The following is an 18,598-nucleotide window of genomic DNA, read 5'->3' as shown; positions in this document are numbered from 1 at the left end:
TTCTCACCCAGGATGAACGACAACCCGGCATCCTCGATGGCCTTCATGTTCGCCGCGGAGATCATCCCGGCATCGGCCACCACCGTCACATCGGTCAGCTTGTGGGCGGCGATGAACGCGGTCAGGGTCGGCATCATCGTCAACGTCTCAGCTTTGTTCCCGGCGAATGCTTCCATCATCAACGGGAATCCTGTTGCGTCGGTGAGCAAACCGACAGTGACCTGTGGTTCGAGGCGGCGCTCCTTGGAGAACCCGGGTTCGCGGAACCCGTCCGCTTTGTCGGTCTCGAAGTACAGCGTGGTGACATCGTACAAACACAGTGTGGCGGGTCCCAGATTCGCTTGCGCGGCACATGCTTTCGCCAGTTCCTGACGCCAGGACGTGTCAGCGTAGATGGGTAAACGTCGTTTCACCGTTGCGTACGAGGCCGGGGCGACACCGGCTTCGGCCAGTACCCGCAGGGAGTCGAGTTTGCTGGTCGGTTCGATGATCCTCGCGGCCACCAGATCACGGAATACGCTGTCAGAGTTCGGGATCGAGGAGAATCCGAGTTCGTCGTACACCGCGGTGATCGCATCCAGCAACACCGCCATCCGGGAACTGGTGATCGGCAAGGGTCCTGCTCCGGACGCGGAAACCAGCCCGAGGTCGAGTTGCTGCTGCCCGGCAGCCAACCGATCAGCGGCCGCGGCCTTCAACGCCGCCAGCTCCGCATCGGTATGAGCTGAGCCGATGTGCTCGATCTGGCGCGACCCGCGACGGTTGGAGTGCACGATCTGGACCGCCGTCGCTCCCGACTTGGTCTTCACCGTCCGCACAAACGCCCCAGCAGCCTAAAACCCCCACCGTTAGTGTCCACCCCGGCATCCATCACCCCAGGTCACAGCCCCGCGATCGCCGAAATGGCGAAAATTGAGCCAAGTCAGGGCGTGCCCCAACAAGGCAATGATGTGAGCGTCGCGTTCTTCGGCGGTGACAGGCTCACCGGAACGCTTCTCGATGTGTGACAGTCCTCGGACGATGGCGTCGGCGTGTTCGGCTGAGAGGGTGCCCAGCGCGGTGTGGCGGTGCACGCGGTCGATGTCGGGAGTGGTGCCCAGGCGGATCATGCGGGACGCGGAAGCCGGTGCGACACCCCATTCGTGTAGGAGCTCTTGAAGTTTGCGGCCTTCGTTCTCTGCGACCTTGAGGTGATCGCAGAGTCCGACAAGCACACTGGCGTGGTGATCGACCAGATTGCGGATCAGCAGGATGGCGTGCAGTGCACTCTTTGCGTCCTCGTGGGTGAGGCTGCCGGTGGTGAAGTCGAGTTCCGACAACAAGTCGATGGTGATGTCAAGTTCCCCCGATGTCATGTACACCACAGTACGCCTCGTTGGCGGTCGGCGCAAGGGTTAGTTTTCTGAATCCTGTTGCTGTGCATAACGTTTGGTCTGTGGATGACTTGTTGTCGGCGGGATTTTCTTGTCGGTGGGGTGTGGTATGGGGCGGCGAGTTTCGTGGGAGGTGTTGTGGTGGTGGGGGTTCCAGCGTCATGTTGCGAGGTCTCGACTCGACCCTCCGCTATCGCTCCGGGTCGGCTCGACCGGCGGATTGGGGTCGGTTCGACCGGCGGGATGAGGTCCCTCGACCGGCGGGTTGGGGTCGGTTCGACTGGCGGGTTGGGGCCGCCTCAACCGTAATCTGAGCGCTGTCAGTGAGATACCAGGCGCTGTCAACGCGCGGTCGGGCGCTGTCACAGAGCGCGAGGCGCTGTCCACGGCCCCGGGCGCAGTGGGTGGCGGGCCGAGCGCGTTCGGGGAAGGAGTGGGTGCTGGCACACTGGTCGACGTGGATGTCCTTGCTGTGGTGTGTGTTCTTCTGCTGGTGATCGGCGGCCTTCTCGCGTGGCGCGAACCCCGTCGACTGCTGCCCGCGGTGTTCTTGGCGTCTGGTATGGCGGTCCTGGTGGCGGACGTGAGTCTTGACCTCATCTCAGGAACGTCGACTCTGACGGCTGCGTGGTTTCTGCTCGGTGCCGGGATGGTGGCGTTGCTCGCTGTCGCCGCGCTCGGTCTTGCGTTGATCGTCAACGGAGTTCGGCTGATCGGTCGCGAGGGTTTCGGCGTGACGATGTCGCTGTCGGCTGCTCTGGGGACTGTTCTGGTCGGCTACGCCGTATCGGTCGTCGTCGGCGTCATCGCCGGATGGAGTGACTCTTCCTCGAGCAACACGATTCTGCTGATCCTGCTGGCCCTTGCCTTACCGGCCGGCTACCTCGGCTTCGTGTTCGCCATCGTCGTGGGCTGGTCGTATCTCTACGTACGGTGGGGTGCGATCCGTGCGCGGCGGGAGTCGGTGGACGCCATCGTGGTCCTGGGTGCCGGACTGAAGAACGGCACCACCGTCGGTCCACTCCTGGGTGCGCGACTGGACCGCGCGCTCGAGGTGGCGCGGCGCTCACGCGAGCTGGGTGCCGACCCCGTCATCGTCAGTTCGGGTGGACGTGGATCGGATGAGGCGCGCTCCGAGGCGTCGGCGATGACGGAGTACCTGGCCGAGCGGGGTATGCCTGCCGACAGGCTGCTCAGCGAGGACCGTTCGACCGATACCGCAGAGAATCTGCGATTCTCGGCACAGATGCTGGTCGGCAACGACATTCGTGGAACCGCTGCGGTGGTGACGAACGACTACCACGTGTTCCGTGCGGCCACCATGATGAGAGAGGCCGGTATTCGTGGTTTCGGCACCGGCGCACCGACGGCACCCTACTTCATGCCGAATGCCGAGATCCGCGAGTACGTTGCGATCCTGCGTGATCACCGGTGGGTGACCGCGGGTGCCCTGGTGCTCCTCTCGATTCCGTTGGTGCTCGTGCTCGTTGGTCTGATCGCCTGAACGGAAAGTCGGGCGCTGTCAACGAGCAACCGGGCGCTGTCAACGTGCGCATGGAACGGCCCGGGTACGACGGCGGGGCGGCGCGTCGTACCCGGGCCGGGTCTGGGGTCGATCAGCTGTCGTGGATGATGACGCCGCGAATGTTCTTGCCGTCGCGGAGATCCTGATAGCCCTCGTTGACCTGGTCGAGCGTGTAGGTCTGGGTGATCAGTTCATCGAGCTTGAGCTGTCCGGCGTCGTAGAGGCGCAGCAGTTTGACGATGTCGTACTGCGGGTTGGCCGAGCCGAACAGCGAGCCCTTGATGGTCTTCTGGTTCAGCGTGAGGTCGGTTCCCGAAACGTGCACGGTGAGCTTCGTCGGGTCGGCGAGGCCGGTGATGACGACGGTGCCGCCCTTGCCGACCACCGCGGTCGCGCTCTGCACGACCTGCTCGTCGACGGTGCCGACGAGAATCAAGGCCTGATCGGCACCCTGACCCCAGGTGAGTTCGTTGACCTTCGCGGCGGCCTCGTCGGCGTCGGCGAAGGCGTGCGTGGCGCCGAACTTGATCGCGGTATCCCGCTTGAGGGCAACCGGATCGACGACCACGACGTACTTGGCGCCTGCCGATACCGCACCCTGCACGGCGTTGATACCGAGTCCGCCGATGCCGTAGATCACCACGGTGTCACCGGCGCGCACGCCGCCGGCGTAGACCGAGGTGCCCCAACCGGACGGCACGCCGCAACCGACCAGCACGGCCTTGTCCAGCGGCAGCCAGTCGTCGACCTTCACCACCGAATGCTGGCTGATGGTGGCCCGCTCGGAGAATGTGCCGAGCATGCACATCGCGCCGAAATCGTCTCCACCGGAATGGAATCGGAACGAGCCGTCGGGCATTGAACCTTCCAGGATGGTGGCGCCCATGTCGCAGAGGTTCTGGCGGCCGGTCGAGCAGTATCGGCAGGTGCCGCAGTTCGGGATGAAGCTGCAGACGACGTGATCGCCGACCTTGACCTTGGTGACGCCGGGTCCGATGGCCTCGATGATGCCGGAGCCCTCATGTCCGCCGACGATGGGATAGCGCGGCGGGAGGTCACCGTCGGTGAGGTGCAGGTCGGAATGGCAGAGACCGGCCGCGGTGTACTTGATCAGGACCTCGCCTTCGCGGGGTTCGTCGAGATCGAGTTCGACGAGTTCGAACGGCTTGCCGGGTCCGGTGAGGACGGCGGCCTTGGTGGTGAGCGTCATGGATGACTCCTTCGTTGGAGGGTGAAAGGGGTTGTCAGAGTGCGATGTTGACGGCTTTTGTCTGGGTGTAGAGGTCGATCGCGGACGAGCCGAGTTCGCGTCCCCACCCGGACTGCTTGTAGCCGCCGAACGGCATCGCGGTGTCGAAGCCGTTGTACTGGTTGACCCACACCGAGCCGGCCTTGATCTGCCGTGCCGTCTTGTGGGCCTTCGACAGGTCCTGGGTCCAGATACCCGCGGCCAGACCGTAGATCGAGTCGTTGGCCGCGGCGGCCACACCGGTGTCGGCGTCGAACGGCATCGCCGCGACGACCGGACCGAAGATCTCCTCCTCGACGATCGAGAAGTGGGGTTCGACGTCGACGAAGACGGTCGGTTCGATGAAGAAACCCTCATCGCCCCAACGCTTTCCGCCGGTCAGGGCGCGGGCGCCGTCGGCCAGGCCGGCCGAGAGGTAGCCGGATACGCGGTCGAACTGTTCCTGGCTGACCAGCGGGCCGAGTTCGGTGGACGGGTCGAGTCCGGGTCCGATCTTCGCCTGCGAGGCGGCCTCGGCGACGGCGGCGGTGAAGTCGTCGAAGATGGGGCGTTCGACGAACAGCCGGGTGCCGGCCACACAGCACTGCCCGTGGTTGAACATCCAGGCGGCCACCGATCCGGCGACGGCCTTCTCGAAGTCGGCGTCGGCGAAGACGATGTTGGGGCTCTTGCCGCCGAGTTCCAGCGACACCTTCTTGAGGTTGCCCTTGGCGGCGTCGACGATCTTCTTGCCGACCTCGGTCGATCCGGTGAAGGCGATCTTGTCGACGTCGTCGTGCGCCGACAGCGCCGCGCCGGCGTCGCCGAATCCGGTCACGATGTTGACGACCCCGGGCGGGAATCCGGCCTCCTGGAAGACCTCGCCGAGCAGCAGTGCCGTGAGCGGGGTCTGCTCGGCCGGCTTGAGGATGACGGTGTTGCCCGCGGCGAGCGCCGGAGCCAGCTTGAACGCGGCCATCAACAACGGGAAGTTCCACGGCACGATCAGGCCGCACACGCCGACCGGCTCACGCAGGGTGTACGCGTGGAACTCGCCGCCGGGCACAAAGGGCATCGACACGTCGACGGTGGAACCGGTGATCTTGGTGGCCAGGCCGGCGTTGTAGCGGAAGATGTCGGCCGACCAGGCGGTGTCGACGGCGGTGGCGATGGTCGCGGCCTTGCCGTTGTCGAGGGCCTCGAGCTGACCGAACTCCGCGGCCCGTTCGGTGAGGATGTCACCGACGCGCCACAGCAGCCGCTCGCGTTCGTTGGGCTTCATCCGCGACCACGGTCCGTCGAACGCCTCGCGCGCCGCGCGGACCGCACGGTCGACGTCCGCGGGTCCGCCGTGCGCGACCGAGGTGATGGTGCGGCCGTTGGCCGGATCGATCGTCTCGAAGGTCTGCCCCGACTCGGCCCACACCCATTCACCCCCGATCAGCATCTGCCGGTCGGTGGAGATGAAGTCCCGAACGCGGGGGAGAAGTTCGGTGGCGACGGCGGTCATGTGGCCTCCTGCTCGAAGCGGACGATCAGTGATGTGGGTCATAGATGCGGACCCGCTTCTATTTCTGCCATCGCATGAGTCAGTCGACGTGTGCAGAAACTGAACACCCCGGGTGAACAGCACGTCGGTCGATCCCCGTCGCCGACACCTCGCGTGCGGCCGCGACGGCCGCCTCGTTAGCGTGAGACAGCCCCGAACCGCACACGCGAGGAGATCTCATGTCCCGAACGACTCGACGGGATGAGCGATTCATGAATCGCGTGCTGCGCGGATTGGGGCCCGCCGGTACGGCCGGATCGGTGCGGGAGGCACTGCGAGCCGGTGTCGGCGCCGTGCTCGGCCTCACCGTCGTCGGCGCCGTACTGGTGACATCCGGCGTCTCCCCGACACTCGGGTTCTTTCTGATCGCACCCTTCGGTGCGACGACCGTGCTGGTCTTCGCGGCACCGAACAGCCCGCTCGCGCAACCGTGGCCGACGGTGGTGGGCAGCTCCCTGTCGGCGCTGGTCGGGGTGGCGATCACTCTGCTGATCGACCCGGTGGTGCCGAGGGTGGCGCTGGCGGTGGGCCTGGCCATCGCGGTGATGATCGTGTGCCGCGCGGTCCACCCGCCGGCCGGGGCGGTGGCGATGAGTGCGGCCCTCGCGCCGGACACGATCCACCAGATCGGATACGAATTCGCCCTGGCGCCGGTGGCTCTCGGCTGTGGCCTGCTGGTGGTGGTCGCCGCGGTCTACGGCCGGCTGACCGGCCGCCCCTATCCGTTCCGCCAGTTCGATCCGGTCCACGAATCCGACGAACGCGTCGGCCTCGACGAAGGCGATCTCACCGAGATCCTCGAGCGGTACCAGCAGTCGTTGAACCTCAGCGTCGCCGATCTGGCCCGACTCGTCGGTGCGGCCGAACAGCGGGCCGCCGGACATCTCGCCGAACCGGTGCACGCCGCCGACGTGATGTCGCGCGACCTGGTGACCGTCGCACCGGAGTCGCCGCACTCCGAACTCGCCGAACTGTTCCGCACGCACCGGTTCACCTCGCTGCCGGTGGTGCGCGCAGACGGCACCTTCGCCGGTGTCGTCTTCCAGATCGACCTCATCGAGTCCGTCGGGCTCGACCCGCGCCGGACCGGGTCATCGTTGCGCCCGCGCCGACGCGGTGGCCTCGTCACCGCCGCCGACGTCATGACGACTCACCTGCCGGTGGTCACCGCCGACACGCCGATCGCCGCGCTGCTGCCGCAGTTGTCCGATCACGGGGCGGATGCGGTGCCCGTCGTCGACGGTGACGAGATCGTCGGCATCGTGACCCAGACCGATCTGATCTCGGTGCTCGCCCGCCAGGCGATCGGCAACGGGTAGGCGAGCACCGGGGCGCGCTCAGATCCCGAGGGAGCGCATCCGGGCGTAGAGGGTGGTGCGGCTGATCCCGAGTTCCTTTGCCGCCCTGACCTTGTTGTGCTCACACCGCTCCAGTGCCGCGATGATCGCCTGGCGTTCGGCCTGTTCCAATCCGGCCAGATGGGAAGCGCGACTGATGGTTCGGTATCCCCGCGGCAGGTCGTTGAGTTCGACGGTGCGTGCCGACCGGGCGTGGCAGGCGGCCACCGCCTCGCCGAGAACGGTCACCAGTTCGGTCAGGTTGCCGGGCCACTCCTGGCACAGCAGCGCGTCGGTGGCGGCGCTGGACAGTGTGGTCCCCGGCGCGAGATCGGTGACCATCCCCGACGCGAGGGAGCCGAGTTCGGCGGTGCGTTGCCGCAGCGGTGGCAGCTCGATCCGTCGTGGACATTGGCCGAGCAATGCCGCCGCACCCGCGCCGATCTGCGAGGCGGGCCCGGCCACGACGACGATCGGCGTGAGTGCCCGCCCGACGGCGTGGCGTAGCAGCGACAACGAGCGGTCATCGAGCAACTCTGCACCATCGATGACCAGCGCGGTCCGACGTTCTCGTGCGCGGGCCAGCAGAACCGTGACATCGGGTGCCGCCCCCTCGATGAGCGACTCGGCGATATCGACGACGACCGGTGCGGACGAACCGCCGCCGAGTTCGGTTGCCACCGCGACCGCCTCGGTGCTGCGCCCCGTGCCGGGTTCCCCGGTGACCGCGACGGCGCCGCTCGTGTGCGGGCGGGTGTGCGTGACCCGGGTGGGCGCGTCACCGGCGAGATGCGGCCGCAGGAAGAACAGGGCCGCGCCGCGGGTTCCGGGCACCGGTTCGACCAGGATGTCGACGGCGGTACCGGCGCTCAACGTCAGCGACAGGCTCGTCTCGTGCAGCGCCGGATCCGCCAGAACCGCCCGCAACGCGCCGATGTCGGCGGCCGAGAGTAGCTCGGCGGCAAGGGTGTTGGTGAGTTGCAGGTCGTCGCCGAGGGCCGCGACGGCGATGTCGCGGCGCGGGGCGGCGCGCTGAAATGCATCGAGCACCCGGCGCTGATGGGCGCGGGACCGGTCCAGCAGGCGGTCGGCGATATCGGCGACGATGCCGGTCACGAATGGAACGGCGAGCGGGTTGGTCTTCTCGTTGACCTCGGTCATGCACAGGCTGCCGACGAGGCGTCGGGTCGCCGGATGGATGATCGGCTGACCGAAACAGCTGAGCCGTTTGAACTTCTCCAGATAGTGCTCGGAGCCGTTGATCATCACGCCGCGGCGGATCTCGGCGGGGGTGCCGAGTGCGGTGGTGCCGACCGATGATTCGGCGAACGGCACCCCGTGGGCCGCACCGGCATCGTCGAGCACCCGCTCGATCGTCGAGCCGGCGGTGACCCGGGAGATCATCCGGCACTCGTGGTCGACGAGCAACAGCGACATCTCGCTACCGGCGATCCGTCCCGCGGCCTCGTCGAGGACCGGTCGGGCCGCGTCGAGCAGCGGATCGGCCGAGGAGATGTCGACCGGGGCGGGCAGTGCATCGTTGTCGGGACGGATCCCGGACATGGCCGAACGGCGCCACGATGCGGCGATGACCTGACGTCGTGGGGCGTGCGTGAATCCGGTGGGTGTGTCGATGGTCACACGATGGCACAGATCCGGTGGTCGGCGAAAGTCTGCACACGGAGCCGAGGCCGTTCTTGTGCCGACATGTCACGAACCTGTGCCCAGTTCCCGGTGAGCCGCACGGCGCGACCCGGCATCCGGTGTGTAATCGAATCCGGCGTCCGCTCGGCCGGACACGAGATGCCAAGCAGAACGACGATGGGAGCACGCGGATGTGCACAGGAATCAGGGTCACCGCCACGAACGGGGACATCTTCTTCGGGCGGACGATGGATCTGGACATTCCGATGTTCGGGACGCCGGCCGGGATGCCCGCCGAACTCGACAACCTGGTCACGATCTCGACGTTCCCGGCCAACACCGAGATGCAGAGCCCACTGACGTCGTGGACCAGCAAGTACGCCACCATGGGGACGGGTGTCAAAGGCACGACCGTCCTCTTCGACGGCATCAACGAGAAGGGACTGGCCGGTGACCTCCAGGTCCTGATGGAGTGCACGAAGGCGTCGGCCGACGACATCGCGGCGCGCGGCCAGACCGGCGTCCTCGGTGAGGAATTCGTCAGCTTCATCCTCTCCCAGTACGCCAGCGTGGCGGAGATCCGGGAGGACTACGCGAAGTTCGCGCTCCTCGACCAGCCGTTCGAGGCCTTCGGTCAGAAGATCACCTTCCCGTTGCACTTCAGCTTCGTCGACACCACCGGCGACGGGATCGTGCTCGAGCCGGTCGACGACGGAGCGTTGAAGATCTACGACTACGCGGGCGTCATGACCAACAGTCCCGAATACGACTGGCACCTGGTCAACGTCCGCAACTACCTCGGCCTGTCGAACCTCGACCCCTCGACCGCCACGAAACTGCCCAACGGCTACGAACTGCAGCCCATCGAAGGTGGTACCGGCTTCGGGATGTTCGGTCTGCCCGGCGATTACACGTCACCGTCGCGGATGGTGCGCGCCCTGAACCTCTCCGCCTACCTCAAGCCGTTCGGGCGGGAGAAGGGAATCTCCCAGCTGTACGCCGCCTTCCGCACCGTGATCATTCCGCCCGGACTCGAGCACAAGGGCGACATCAACTCGTGGAGCGACTACTCGCGGTACTGGGCCGGGTACGACCTCGCCGAGCGGACCGTGTTCGTCCAGACCGGGGAGGGCCTGGCCATCACGTCCAAGAAGCTCGATACCTCGGTGACCAGCCCTACGTTTGATGCCATCGACACCTCGGACTACGTGCACACCGTGCACTGAGTTCCCGGTGAGCTGACCCTCACGGCGGTCATGTTCCAGGCGACGGTCCCGTTGCATGGTCCGCCGCTGATGGTCGTCGTCCAGCGGCCGGTCATGCTGGTGGCCGATTGCGGGGTGAAGTATTGCGTCGAGCGTGCGGGCTTCCACACCTTGGCGGCACCGGGCTGGTAGCAGTCCCACTGCCAGGAGAAGTCGCGTTGCCAGCGGGAGCCGGTCCACCGGTACGACGGCGGCCAGGGCACCGTCGGATTCGACGATGCCGGTCCGCTGGTCACCTTCGCGGTGCACCCGAACCACGAGCATGACGTCGACAACGTGTAGGTCGCCGAGAAGTCGGGTTCGGCCTGGCGGGCCGCGAGGCTGGTTCCCGTCTTGCCGGACGCCAGCGAGGTGATCTTCCAGGTGCCGGTCCAGTTCGGTGTGGCGGCGTCGGCGGCCGGGGGCGGCACCGCGAGGGCGAGGAGCGCTGCGGTGGCGATGGCGACGAGGAGCGAAAGCGCGCCGCGGTGAGACCGAATCGAAATGGACATGTGATGAGTATCACACTTTATGAACCGCAATACTCGATATTGTGACGGGTTGTGCCGTCACCAGGGGGAACGCCGGGTGCCCAACCAGAACACCGCGAACGACAACCCGGCCATGCCCACGAACACGATCACCATCGACAGCGTCATCGACAGGTAGCCCTGCGTACGCGGGTCGATGAACGGATACGGATACCAGTCGACGAAGGGCCCGCGGGTCAGTGTGTACACGGCGTAGACGAGGGGAACGAGCAGCCACGTCCACCAACTGTGATCGGGGAGGCGACGCGGCCGGATCACCGCCCAGTCGACGAGGAGAAGTACCGGTAGCAGGCGGTGCAGGACGTCGTTGATCCAGTCGATGTCGAGGTTGACGTCGATGTCGGACAACAAGAGGGCGTAGACGATCCCGGTGATGACCATCGCGGTGGTGACCGCACCGCGAATCCATTGCCATGCAGCGGAATCCGGGGCGGCCAGGGCGCCGACGGCCAGCACGATCACGGCCGCGACATTCGACAGCACCGTGAAGTAACTGAAGTAGTTGGCGAGACTGAAACCGGGCACGTCGGCCTGCTGGACCGGCAGGATGATGAGCGCGGCGGCGCCGAGTCCGGCCGCGGCCAGACGGAGCAGACGAACCCACCAGAGTTGCTCGGAGACACGGGACATGGCGTCGATCCTGCCATGGGTGAGGGCGGGATCCGCGTCGCCTCAGCGTCGCGCGCCGTGCCGCGCCGAGCGCCGCATCACCCCGGCCGCAATCGCCGCGAGGGCCGCGACACCGGCCGCGCCGCCGACGATCCACAGTCCGGGTCCGACGGTTGTGGTGTCCAGCCACTGCGAATACGGCGCGATGTCCGGATCGGTCGAGGCGACCGCGGCCCACGGGTCGCCGACCGCCCGTGCGGTGACGAAGCCCGCCACCGCTGCGACGACCACGCTCGCGATGGAGCCGAACAGGGAGATCGGCCGCACGCAGATCATCACCGCGGTCACGACCAGTGCTGCCCCGCAGATGGCGGTGATCATGCCGGGTGCGGCGTAGTTGGCGGTGGCCAGCTCGTCGAGGTTGCCCGCGCTGTCGCCGACGGTCGCCGCGCCGTGTCCGGAGATCGCGTAGCTGCGGCGTAGCCCGGCCTGGTCGGTGAAGGCGACGCTCACCCACACGAGCCGACTCGCGACGATCATCGCCACACCGGCCAGCGCGACGATCGCGGCGAATACGATCGCGGCGACCGAAGAGCCCGCCGATGACGGGGTGGTCGGGGCCGGTGCATCGGGGACGGCGGGTGTCGGAGCGCTCGGGTTGCTCGACGCGGCGACGGTGTGGGCGTGCGCCGGGTCGCGGCGTGCGTCGGTCAGGGCGCTGTAGGCCTGCGAGGGACCCGACCCCGGACCGGTGCCGAAGGCGCGTGTGGTGCGTTGCGGCGGAATGGGAGTCACCGGCCAGGGCGGGCGCACCGGAGGTCGCGGTGGGCGGTCCGCCGCACGCCGGGTGGGGTCGGGGGTTGACGGACGACCGGCGGCGAACCCGGCCGCGTCGGTGACCGGGAAGGACTCCGGGTGCCGCGGCGCACGGGACCGGTACGGGCCCGGGATCGGTTGTGTGCGTGACCGATTCGCCGGCATGACCGGGTCCGTCGGTGGGGTGGGTGCCAGTGCCGTCGCCGCGGTCTGCGGGTCGGGAACGGCGAGCACCGAGGTGAATTCGTCGGCGAGAGTTCGGCAGTCGGGATAGCGGCCGGCGGGGTCCTTGGCCAGCGCCGTGGCGAACACCTGGTCGAAGGCGGCGAGTTCCGGATGTGTGTCGGCGATGCGTGGAATGGGTTGGCTCACATGGGCGAGCATCAGCGCCGGAATCGATCCGGCCGTGAATGGTGGTGTCCCGGTGAGGAGTTGGTAGGCGGTGCACGCGAGGGAGTACTGGTCGGAGCGGTCGGTGGCGGGAGCGCCCTCGATGATCTCCGGCGCGCAATAGGACAGCGTGCCCACCACCGCATTCGACGCGGTCAGTGAGGTTCCCGGCGAATTCGCCAGTTTCGCGATGCCGAAGTCGAGGACGACGACCCGGTCGATGACGCCGTCGGCGGTGCGGGTGAGCATGATGTTGGCGGGTTTGATGTCGCGGTGGACCACCCCGTGACCGTGTGCGTAGTCCAGGGCGTCGGCCACCCGGGTGACCACCTCGCCGACCTCCGGTGGGGTCAGATCAGCGGTGGTCAGATCGTCGCCGTCGATGTAGCTCATCGAGAACCACGGGGTGTCCTCGGCGATGCCGAAATCGTGGATGGTGATGATGGCCGGATGTTCGAGTGTCGCGGTGGTGCGGGCCTCGTTGGTGAATCGGCGGGCGAATTCCTCGTTGCCGGCTCCGGCCAGCGAGATCACCTTGAGGGCCTGCCGGCGCAGCAGATGCGGGTGTTCGACGAGGTACACCTGCCCCATTCCGCCCGCACCCAAGGTGGAGATGACGGTGTATCCGGCGAAGGTCGATCCGGCCCGCAGTGTCATGGCCACGCCCCTGGCTGTTCGGTGATGGTGGCGTCGGTGTTGGTGGCGTCTGGCCAACCATGGCACATCGCCGATGGCGATGCCATCGACATTCATCTGTTTGACACCGCTCCGGAAACGGCCCGGTCGACACGCTCTACTACCGTGGTGCGCATGCGTGTGGCCACCTGGAACGTGAACTCGGTCAAGCAACGGATCCCGCGGCTGCTGCCGTGGCTCGACGAACGCGCACCCGACGTGGTGTGCCTGCAGGAGACGAAGCTCTCTGACGACGTCTTCGATACCGTCCTCGGACCCGAATTCACCGATCGCGGTTACGAATTCGCGCACGTCGGGCAGGGGCAGTGGAACGGCGTGGCGATCCTGTCGCGGGTCGGTCTCGAGGACGTGCGACGCGGTTTCGACGGTGCCCCCGGCTACCCGGATCCCGGCTCGGCGCCCGAGGCCCGTGCGGTGTCGGCGGTCTGCGGGGGAGTGCGCATCTACTCCCTCTACGTGCCCAACGGCCGCGAACCCGATTCCGATCACTACCACTACAAGCTCGCATGGCTGGCCAGGCTGCGTGCCGTCGTCGGCCCGGAGGCGGCCGGATCGATGCTGTGCGGCGACATCAACATCGCGCCCGCCGACGCCGACGTCTACGACCCCCGGGCGTATGAGGGCCACACCCACGTCACCGTGCCGGAGCGGTCGGCGCTGGCCGATCTCGAGGCGGTCGGCCTCACCGACGTGATCCGCGCGCGCTGGCCGCACGACCGCGTCTTCAGCTACTGGGATTACCGCGCCGGGATGTTCCACAAGGACCTCGGCATGCGGATCGACCTCATCCTCGCCGGCGCCGACACCTCCGGCCGGGTCGCGGCGGCCTGGGTCGACCGCGCGGCCCGCAAGGGCACCAAACCCAGCGACCACGCGCCGGTCATCGTCGATCTCGACGACGCACCCGACGGCGACATCGGTCCGATGGTGCCGCCGCCGTCGAATCCGGCCAAGCGGGGCGCGTCGAAGGTGAAGTTGCCGCAGTCGAAGGACTGACGATCGCCGGAACGGGCCATCGTCGACGCGGTCGCACCAAGAGTTCATCGTCGCCGGATGGCCGGGTTCTCCGCTGGTCAGTACCCTCGCGGCATGACAGTGCGTGAGGGCAGCGACACGACGCCGGACGTCGTTTCCGATGGCGGGGCGCGGCGGCGCGAGTTGGCCCGGCTGCGCGATCGGCTCACCGCGCTTCACCACGAAGCGAAAGCCGCCGAAGTGGCTGCCGCCGAATCGATCTCGGCGGTGCATCCGTCCCATCGGGAGAGTGCGGCCAACATCGTGCACTACTGCGCGCTGCGGGCCCACGATCTGCGCGATCTGCAGTTGGACCTGTCGGCCCAGGGCCTGTCGTCGCTGGGGCGGATGGAAGCCGGAGTGCTGCGGAATCTCGACGCGATCATCCGCATCCTCGACGACGCGCTGGGCGATTCGGGCCCGGCCGCCGGCGATCCCGAGCCGGGCGAAGGTCATCCGCTCGCCGAGAACGCGGTGACCCTGCTCGGCCCGTCGCCGGCCCGTCGTCCGACGCGCATCATGGTGACGATGCCGTCGGAGGCCGCGGCCGACGTCGACATCGCGGCGCGGTGCGCGGCCGCCGGAATGGACCTGGCCCGCATCAACTGCGCCCACGACGACCCGGCCGCCTGGCGGTCGATGGCCGCCCACGTGCGCGCCGCGCGCGCCGACATCCGGGTGGCGATGGACCTGGCCGGACCCAAGCTGCGCACCGGGCCCATCGCCGCGGGACCGCAGGTGCTCAAGGTGCGTCCGACGCGCAATCTGCTGGGCGAGGTCCTGGTGCCGGCCCGGGTGTGGGTCGGCGACGCGCCCATCCGGTCGGAGGTACGTGACGCGGTCCCGATCGGTGATCCGGCCTGGCTGGCGGCGCGGTCGGTCGATGACGAGGTGCGACTCATCGACGCCCGCGGCCGGCGCCGGGTGCTGCGGGTCCTGGAGATCACCTCGAGCGGCGTGCTGCTGGGCACCGATCGCACCATGTACCTGACCCCGGGACTGAGACTGTGGTCCGGCGACGGACCGACGACGCAGATCGGGGCGTTGCCCGCGGCGCCGCAGGCCCTGCGGGTCTTCGCCGGCGACACCATCACCCTGACCGCCGATCTGACGCCGGTGACGCCCACCGACGACGGACACCACCGGCTCGGCTGCACCTTGCCGGAGGTGTTCGCGTCGGTGCGCGAGGGGGATCGGATCTTTTTCGACGACGGCAAGATCGGCGGCCTCGTCTCGTCGATCTCGGGTGTCTCGTCGATCTCGGGTGCCTCGGCGCCGGGGGAGGCCGCCGAGATCGTCGTCGAGGTGACGCGTGCCGGACTGAGTGGGACCAAACTGCGCGAGGCCAAGGGAATCAACCTGCCCGACACCGAGCTGCCGACCACCGCGCTGACCGCCGACGATCTCGACGCGCTGACCACCGTCGTCGACATCGCCGACCTGGTGAACCTGTCCTTCGTGCGCAGCGCCGACGACGTCGCCGACATGCAGACGCATCTGGCCGAGCTCGACGCCGACGATCTCGGCCTCGTGGTCAAGATCGAGACGATGGCGTGCGTCAAGGCCCTGCCGTCGGTGCTGCTGCAACTGCTGCGCACCCGGCGGGTGGGCGTGATGATCGCGCGCGGCGACCTGGCCGTGGAGGCCGGTTTCGAGCGGCTCGCCGAGGTGCAGGAGGAGATCCTCTGGTTGTGTGAGGCGGCGCATGTGCCGGTCATCTGGGCCACCGAGGTGCTCGATCATCTCGCCGACACCGGATTGCCCACCCGCGCCGAGATCACCGACGCCGCCACCGGCAATCGGGCCGAATGCGTGATGCTCAACAAGGGGCCGCACATCGTCGAGGCGATCGGGTCGCTGGACCGGATTCTGTCCCGGATGACCCGTCACATCGACAAGAAGCGACCGCTGCTCAGGCGGATGTCGGCGTGGGCGCCGCGGGTCGACTGATCCCCGTCCTCGATCGCGAAAGTAGTGGTGCGCAACATCATCGGGTGATAGAGGTCGTTGGGCCGGCATTCATCGGGGTGAGACCGTGACGGCGGACATCCCTGTCGTCCACCGATGGGACATGATGCGGATTCTGTGTCTTTGTCGGCTATCGTTCATCCGGCCGGGGAATCGCCCGGCCGGATCGTTCGGCACTTCGTCGGGAAAGTGGAATGCACATGAAGAACCTCAGATATGCCGTGATGTCGATCGCCGCCGTCGTCGCCACCGCGCTCGTCGTCCCGGTCGCCACCGCCCATGCGGCCCCCGCCGTCGCCGCCACGCAGGCGGCCACGGCGCCGACCTACCGCGCCGAACTCGCGCCGGACGGCTCGTCGGTGGCGGTGCGACTGGCCGACGCGACGTTCGCCCCCACCCCGGTCGACGGCACCCTGTCCATTCGTGATGAGAGCGGTGTCGTCCGCGAGACGGTGGCGCTGCAGACCGAACTGAACGGCGTCGTCGTCCCGCTGCGTCCGGCCGTAAGCGCAGATGGGTCGACGGTGACGTTGACCCCCGAACTCACCTCGGTGATGCGCGACACCATCGCGCGCGGGATGCATCCGGTGTCGGCCAAGAAGGACAAAGCCTTCGCGACGATGATGGCGCACCTCAACAACGGCTGGAACCGCGGTAACGCCGGTGTCACCACGGCCGTCGGAGCACTGATCGGCTTCGCCGTCGGGTTCTTCATCATCGGTGGGTGGATCGTCGGTACCGCCATCGGCGCGGCGATTGGTGCGGCGGTCGGCATCAACGCCGGTGACCCGAAGGCGGGACAGGCCGTCCTCGACTGGATCAACACTCCCTGATCTGTCACGCCCCTCGCCCGTCGGCGGCACTATCGTGGAGGAAATGTCCGATGGGCGAGGGAGGACCGGCATGGCCGAGCTGCTGATCACTGGACTCTCCGACGCGACGGTCACGGAGCTCGATCGAGCCGCCGACGAGCGCGGACTGTCACGCAACGAGTACCTGCGCAGGCTCCTCGAGTGTGGGACCACATCCGGAACCCACGCCGTCGTCACCACGGCAGAGCTCCGCCGGGCCGCCGACACGGTCACCGATCTCGCCGATGACGCGGTGATGGATCGGGCGTGGCGCTGACCGCGACCGCACGGGCGGTCGGGCTCCCCGTGCTCGCGCCCCAGTGCCCGCAGTGTGCCAGTGCCCGCTGCGTGCCACCATTGCCAACCATGCCGAACAGACAACGCCCCGTCCCCGCGTGGTACGGCGTCCTGACCGAACGCCGGGGAGGTCCGCTGGCGCCGCGACGTGCGGCGTCGCGGCTGTCGGCCTACGTCTACGGCAACATCCTGGTGCTGGCCGCGGTGGTGCTCGCCACGTCGTCGACGATCGACGAGGGACATGCCCCGCTGATCGTCCTCGGCACCGGCGTCACCACCTACATCGCGCACGTCTTCGCCGACCTGCTGGCGCATGCGAACGTCCCGGAGGCGCACGAGGAGGAACACGGCGGTGAGTTGAGCCGGGAGCAGGTTCGCGGGCTGGCGTTCGACGAACTGCGCGACGCGGTGCCGATCATGTCCTCGGCGGTGTGGCCGGCGATCGCGCTCACCCTCGGCTATCACGAGTTCATTCCCACCGAGGCGGCCCAACTGATCGCCGGGGCGATCGTGGTCGCGCGCATCGCGTCGGTGCCGATCGTCACCGAGCGGGTGCGGGGAAATCGGCTCGACGCCCGGATGGTGGGCGCCGGACTCGTCGCGGCCGTGGTGGCCGCGGTGATCGTGCTGCTCAAGACGCTGATCGGGCATTGACCGGGCGGGAATGCCGCGCGGCGGTCCGACGTTGTGTGTGGTCAACAGATCACCTGCCGATCATCTCGGGTTCTCTCCCGGCTGGTTCCGCGGATCCGATTTTTGACCTGTGCAAACCCGATCGGTAGAGTGGATCGTCGGTGCCTGGCGTACGTCGGGCCAGTCCGTGTGCCCTGCCGACGGAGCCGTGACGGTGACGTCGGACAGCGTGTCCCATGGGTACTCCCACCATGTGATGGGGTCACCGGGCTGACAAGCGAGACCGCTGTCGGGTGTCTGACACGCCCGACCTCGGGGTAGCGATAACTGTACTGACCAGGGCGAAAGCCTTGGTGGGGCGAGTTGTGGAGGTCGCCGAAAACACGGTTTCGGCCGGATTTCGGGGACTTGCCCGGAGCACCAACCACGACGACAACGAAATGAAGCCGACCGCGTCCGTCGCGGCCGGATGTGCCGACAAAGGAAGAACTGAGCTCAGTGCCAACCATCAATCAGCTGGTCCGCAAGGGCCGTCATGACAAGGCTGCGAAGAAGAAGACCGCAGCCCTCAAGGGGAGCCCGCAGCGTCGCGGCGTGTGCACCCGCGTCTACACCACCACCCCGAAGAAGCCGAACTCCGCTCTCCGTAAGGTCGCCCGTGTGCGCCTGACGAGTGCCGTCGAGGTCACCGCGTACATCCCGGGTGAGGGCCACAACCTGCAGGAGCACTCGATGGTGCTCGTGCGTGGTGGTCGTGTGAAGGACCTGCCGGGTGTGCGTTACCGCATCATCCGCGGCTCGCTGGACACCCAGGGTGTCAAGGACCGCAAGCAGGCCCGCAGCCGCTACGGCGCAAAGAAGGGGAACTGATAA

General features: G+C 67.5%; 17 protein-coding genes. 9 read left to right on the top strand and 8 right to left on the bottom strand.

Features of this window, described 5'->3' with window-relative positions:
• Window positions 1-818 (bottom strand): IS1634 family transposase (locus tag ABLE92_RS15255; protein WP_496560813.1); only part of this gene is annotated, 818 nt, incomplete at its 3' end.
• Between the two features lie 30 nt (window positions 819-848).
• The gene (locus ABLE92_RS15250; protein ID WP_348805638.1) at window positions 849-1,355 is read right to left on the bottom strand and encodes a hypothetical protein; all 507 of its coding nucleotides are present in this window, start codon (window positions 1,353-1,355) and stop codon (window positions 849-851) included.
• 475 nt (window positions 1,356-1,830) lie between these two features.
• Between ABLE92_RS15250 and ABLE92_RS15245 the strand changes: the two genes are divergently transcribed.
• Window positions 1,831-2,877, top strand: a complete 1,047-nt coding sequence (locus tag ABLE92_RS15245; RefSeq protein ID WP_348805637.1) for a YdcF family protein — start codon at window positions 1,831-1,833, stop codon at window positions 2,875-2,877.
• A 112-nt stretch (window positions 2,878-2,989) separates the two neighbouring features.
• Here ABLE92_RS15245 and ABLE92_RS15240 read toward each other — a convergent pair whose 3' ends face one another.
• Entirely contained in the window at window positions 2,990-4,108 is a 1,119-nt protein-coding gene (locus tag ABLE92_RS15240) for an NDMA-dependent alcohol dehydrogenase (protein ID WP_348805636.1), read from the bottom strand.
• Window positions 4,109-4,142: 34 nt separating this feature from the next.
• Window positions 4,143-5,636: an aldehyde dehydrogenase family protein gene (locus ABLE92_RS15235; protein ID WP_348805635.1), complete on the bottom strand. Its 1,494-nt coding sequence runs from the start codon at window positions 5,634-5,636 to the stop codon at window positions 4,143-4,145.
• A 251-nt stretch (window positions 5,637-5,887) separates the two neighbouring features.
• Here ABLE92_RS15235 and ABLE92_RS15230 point away from each other — a divergent pair, with 251 nt between their 5' ends.
• On the top strand, window positions 5,888-6,994 hold the full coding sequence (locus ABLE92_RS15230; RefSeq protein WP_348805634.1) for an HPP family protein: 1,107 nt from the start codon (window positions 5,888-5,890) through the stop codon (window positions 6,992-6,994).
• A gap of 18 nt (window positions 6,995-7,012) precedes the next feature.
• Here ABLE92_RS15230 and ABLE92_RS15225 read toward each other — a convergent pair whose 3' ends face one another.
• Complete coding sequence (locus tag ABLE92_RS15225) at window positions 7,013-8,653, bottom strand: sigma-54-dependent Fis family transcriptional regulator (protein ID WP_496560812.1); 1,641 nt, start codon at window positions 8,651-8,653, stop codon at window positions 7,013-7,015.
• Between the two features lie 194 nt (window positions 8,654-8,847).
• On the opposite strand from ABLE92_RS15225, the gene ABLE92_RS15220 reads away from it, so the two are divergent.
• A complete protein-coding gene (locus ABLE92_RS15220) occupies window positions 8,848-9,882 on the top strand; it encodes a linear amide C-N hydrolase (RefSeq protein WP_348805633.1) in 1,035 nt (344 codons plus the stop codon).
• Here ABLE92_RS15220 and ABLE92_RS15215 read toward each other — a convergent pair.
• The 3 genes from ABLE92_RS15215 to ABLE92_RS15205 are packed head-to-tail and all read right to left on the bottom strand — an operon-like array spanning window position 9,861 to window position 12,923.
• Window positions 9,861-10,412, bottom strand: a complete 552-nt coding sequence (locus tag ABLE92_RS15215) for an Rv2253 family sensor-like surface protein (protein ID WP_348805632.1) — start codon at window positions 10,410-10,412, stop codon at window positions 9,861-9,863. The genes ABLE92_RS15220 and ABLE92_RS15215 overlap by 22 nt on opposite strands.
• A gap of 57 nt (window positions 10,413-10,469) precedes the next feature.
• Window positions 10,470-11,081 carry a Pr6Pr family membrane protein gene (locus ABLE92_RS15210; protein ID WP_348805631.1) on the bottom strand — a complete coding sequence of 204 codons (612 nt, stop codon included), beginning with the start codon at window positions 11,079-11,081 and terminating at the stop codon, window positions 10,470-10,472.
• Window positions 11,082-11,123: 42 nt separating this feature from the next.
• Entirely contained in the window at window positions 11,124-12,923 is a 1,800-nt protein-coding gene (locus ABLE92_RS15205) for a serine/threonine-protein kinase (protein WP_348805630.1), read from the bottom strand.
• A 153-nt stretch (window positions 12,924-13,076) separates the two neighbouring features.
• On the opposite strand from ABLE92_RS15205, the gene ABLE92_RS15200 reads away from it, so the two are divergent.
• The 6 genes from ABLE92_RS15200 to rpsL all read left to right on the top strand — a co-directional run bounded on the left by ABLE92_RS15200 (window position 13,077) and on the right by rpsL (window position 18,595).
• Window positions 13,077-13,958 carry an exodeoxyribonuclease III gene (locus ABLE92_RS15200; protein WP_348805629.1) on the top strand — a complete coding sequence of 294 codons (882 nt, stop codon included), beginning with the start codon at window positions 13,077-13,079 and terminating at the stop codon, window positions 13,956-13,958.
• 93 nt (window positions 13,959-14,051) lie between these two features.
• Window positions 14,052-15,926 (top strand): pyruvate kinase, encoded by a 1,875-nt coding sequence (locus tag ABLE92_RS15195; protein ID WP_348805628.1) that lies wholly within the window; start codon window positions 14,052-14,054, stop codon window positions 15,924-15,926.
• A gap of 218 nt (window positions 15,927-16,144) precedes the next feature.
• Window positions 16,145-16,777 (top strand): DUF8020 domain-containing protein, encoded by a 633-nt coding sequence (locus ABLE92_RS15190; protein ID WP_348805627.1) that lies wholly within the window; start codon window positions 16,145-16,147, stop codon window positions 16,775-16,777.
• Window positions 16,778-16,847: 70 nt separating this feature from the next.
• Window positions 16,848-17,072, top strand: a complete 225-nt coding sequence (gene vapB, locus ABLE92_RS15185; protein ID WP_348805626.1) for a type II toxin-antitoxin system VapB family antitoxin — start codon at window positions 16,848-16,850, stop codon at window positions 17,070-17,072.
• Window positions 17,073-17,161: 89 nt separating this feature from the next.
• Window positions 17,162-17,746 carry a hypothetical protein gene (locus tag ABLE92_RS15180; protein ID WP_348805625.1) on the top strand — a complete coding sequence of 195 codons (585 nt, stop codon included), beginning with the start codon at window positions 17,162-17,164 and terminating at the stop codon, window positions 17,744-17,746.
• 477 nt (window positions 17,747-18,223) lie between these two features.
• The gene (gene rpsL / locus ABLE92_RS15175; protein ID WP_348805624.1) at window positions 18,224-18,595 is read left to right on the top strand and encodes a 30S ribosomal protein S12; all 372 of its coding nucleotides are present in this window, start codon (window positions 18,224-18,226) and stop codon (window positions 18,593-18,595) included.
• Window positions 18,596-18,598: the final 3 nt, after the last annotated feature.

The sequence above is a fragment of the Gordonia oleivorans genome (assembly GCF_040044975.1).
GTDB classification, from domain to species: Bacteria; Actinomycetota; Actinomycetes; order Mycobacteriales; family Mycobacteriaceae; genus Gordonia; species Gordonia oleivorans.
This window is presented reverse-complemented; position numbering and strand designations above follow the sequence as displayed.

Bases quoted from the DNA above. Each gene is read 5' to 3' on its own strand.
- ABLE92_RS15250 (WP_348805638.1), bottom strand. From the start codon at position 1,355: ATGACATCGGGGGAACTTGACATCACCATCGACTTGTTGTCGGAACTC.
- ABLE92_RS15240 (WP_348805636.1), bottom strand. From the start codon at position 4,108: ATGACGCTCACCACCAAGGCCGCCGTCCTCACCGGACCCGGCAAGCCG.
- ABLE92_RS15235 (WP_348805635.1), bottom strand. From the start codon at position 5,636: ATGACCGCCGTCGCCACCGAACTTCTCCCCCGCGTTCGGGACTTCATC.
- ABLE92_RS15230 (WP_348805634.1), top strand. From the start codon at position 5,888: ATGAATCGCGTGCTGCGCGGATTGGGGCCCGCCGGTACGGCCGGATCG.
- ABLE92_RS15220 (WP_348805633.1), top strand. From the start codon at position 8,848: ATGTGCACAGGAATCAGGGTCACCGCCACGAACGGGGACATCTTCTTC.
- ABLE92_RS15215 (WP_348805632.1), bottom strand. From the start codon at position 10,412: ATGTCCATTTCGATTCGGTCTCACCGCGGCGCGCTTTCGCTCCTCGTC.
- ABLE92_RS15210 (WP_348805631.1), bottom strand. From the start codon at position 11,081: ATGTCCCGTGTCTCCGAGCAACTCTGGTGGGTTCGTCTGCTCCGTCTG.
- ABLE92_RS15205 (WP_348805630.1), bottom strand. From the start codon at position 12,923: ATGACACTGCGGGCCGGATCGACCTTCGCCGGATACACCGTCATCTCC.
- ABLE92_RS15200 (WP_348805629.1), top strand. From the start codon at position 13,077: ATGCGTGTGGCCACCTGGAACGTGAACTCGGTCAAGCAACGGATCCCG.
- ABLE92_RS15195 (WP_348805628.1), top strand. From the start codon at position 14,052: ATGACAGTGCGTGAGGGCAGCGACACGACGCCGGACGTCGTTTCCGAT.
- ABLE92_RS15190 (WP_348805627.1), top strand. From the start codon at position 16,145: ATGAAGAACCTCAGATATGCCGTGATGTCGATCGCCGCCGTCGTCGCC.
- vapB (WP_348805626.1), top strand. From the start codon at position 16,848: ATGGCCGAGCTGCTGATCACTGGACTCTCCGACGCGACGGTCACGGAG.
- ABLE92_RS15180 (WP_348805625.1), top strand. From the start codon at position 17,162: ATGCCGAACAGACAACGCCCCGTCCCCGCGTGGTACGGCGTCCTGACC.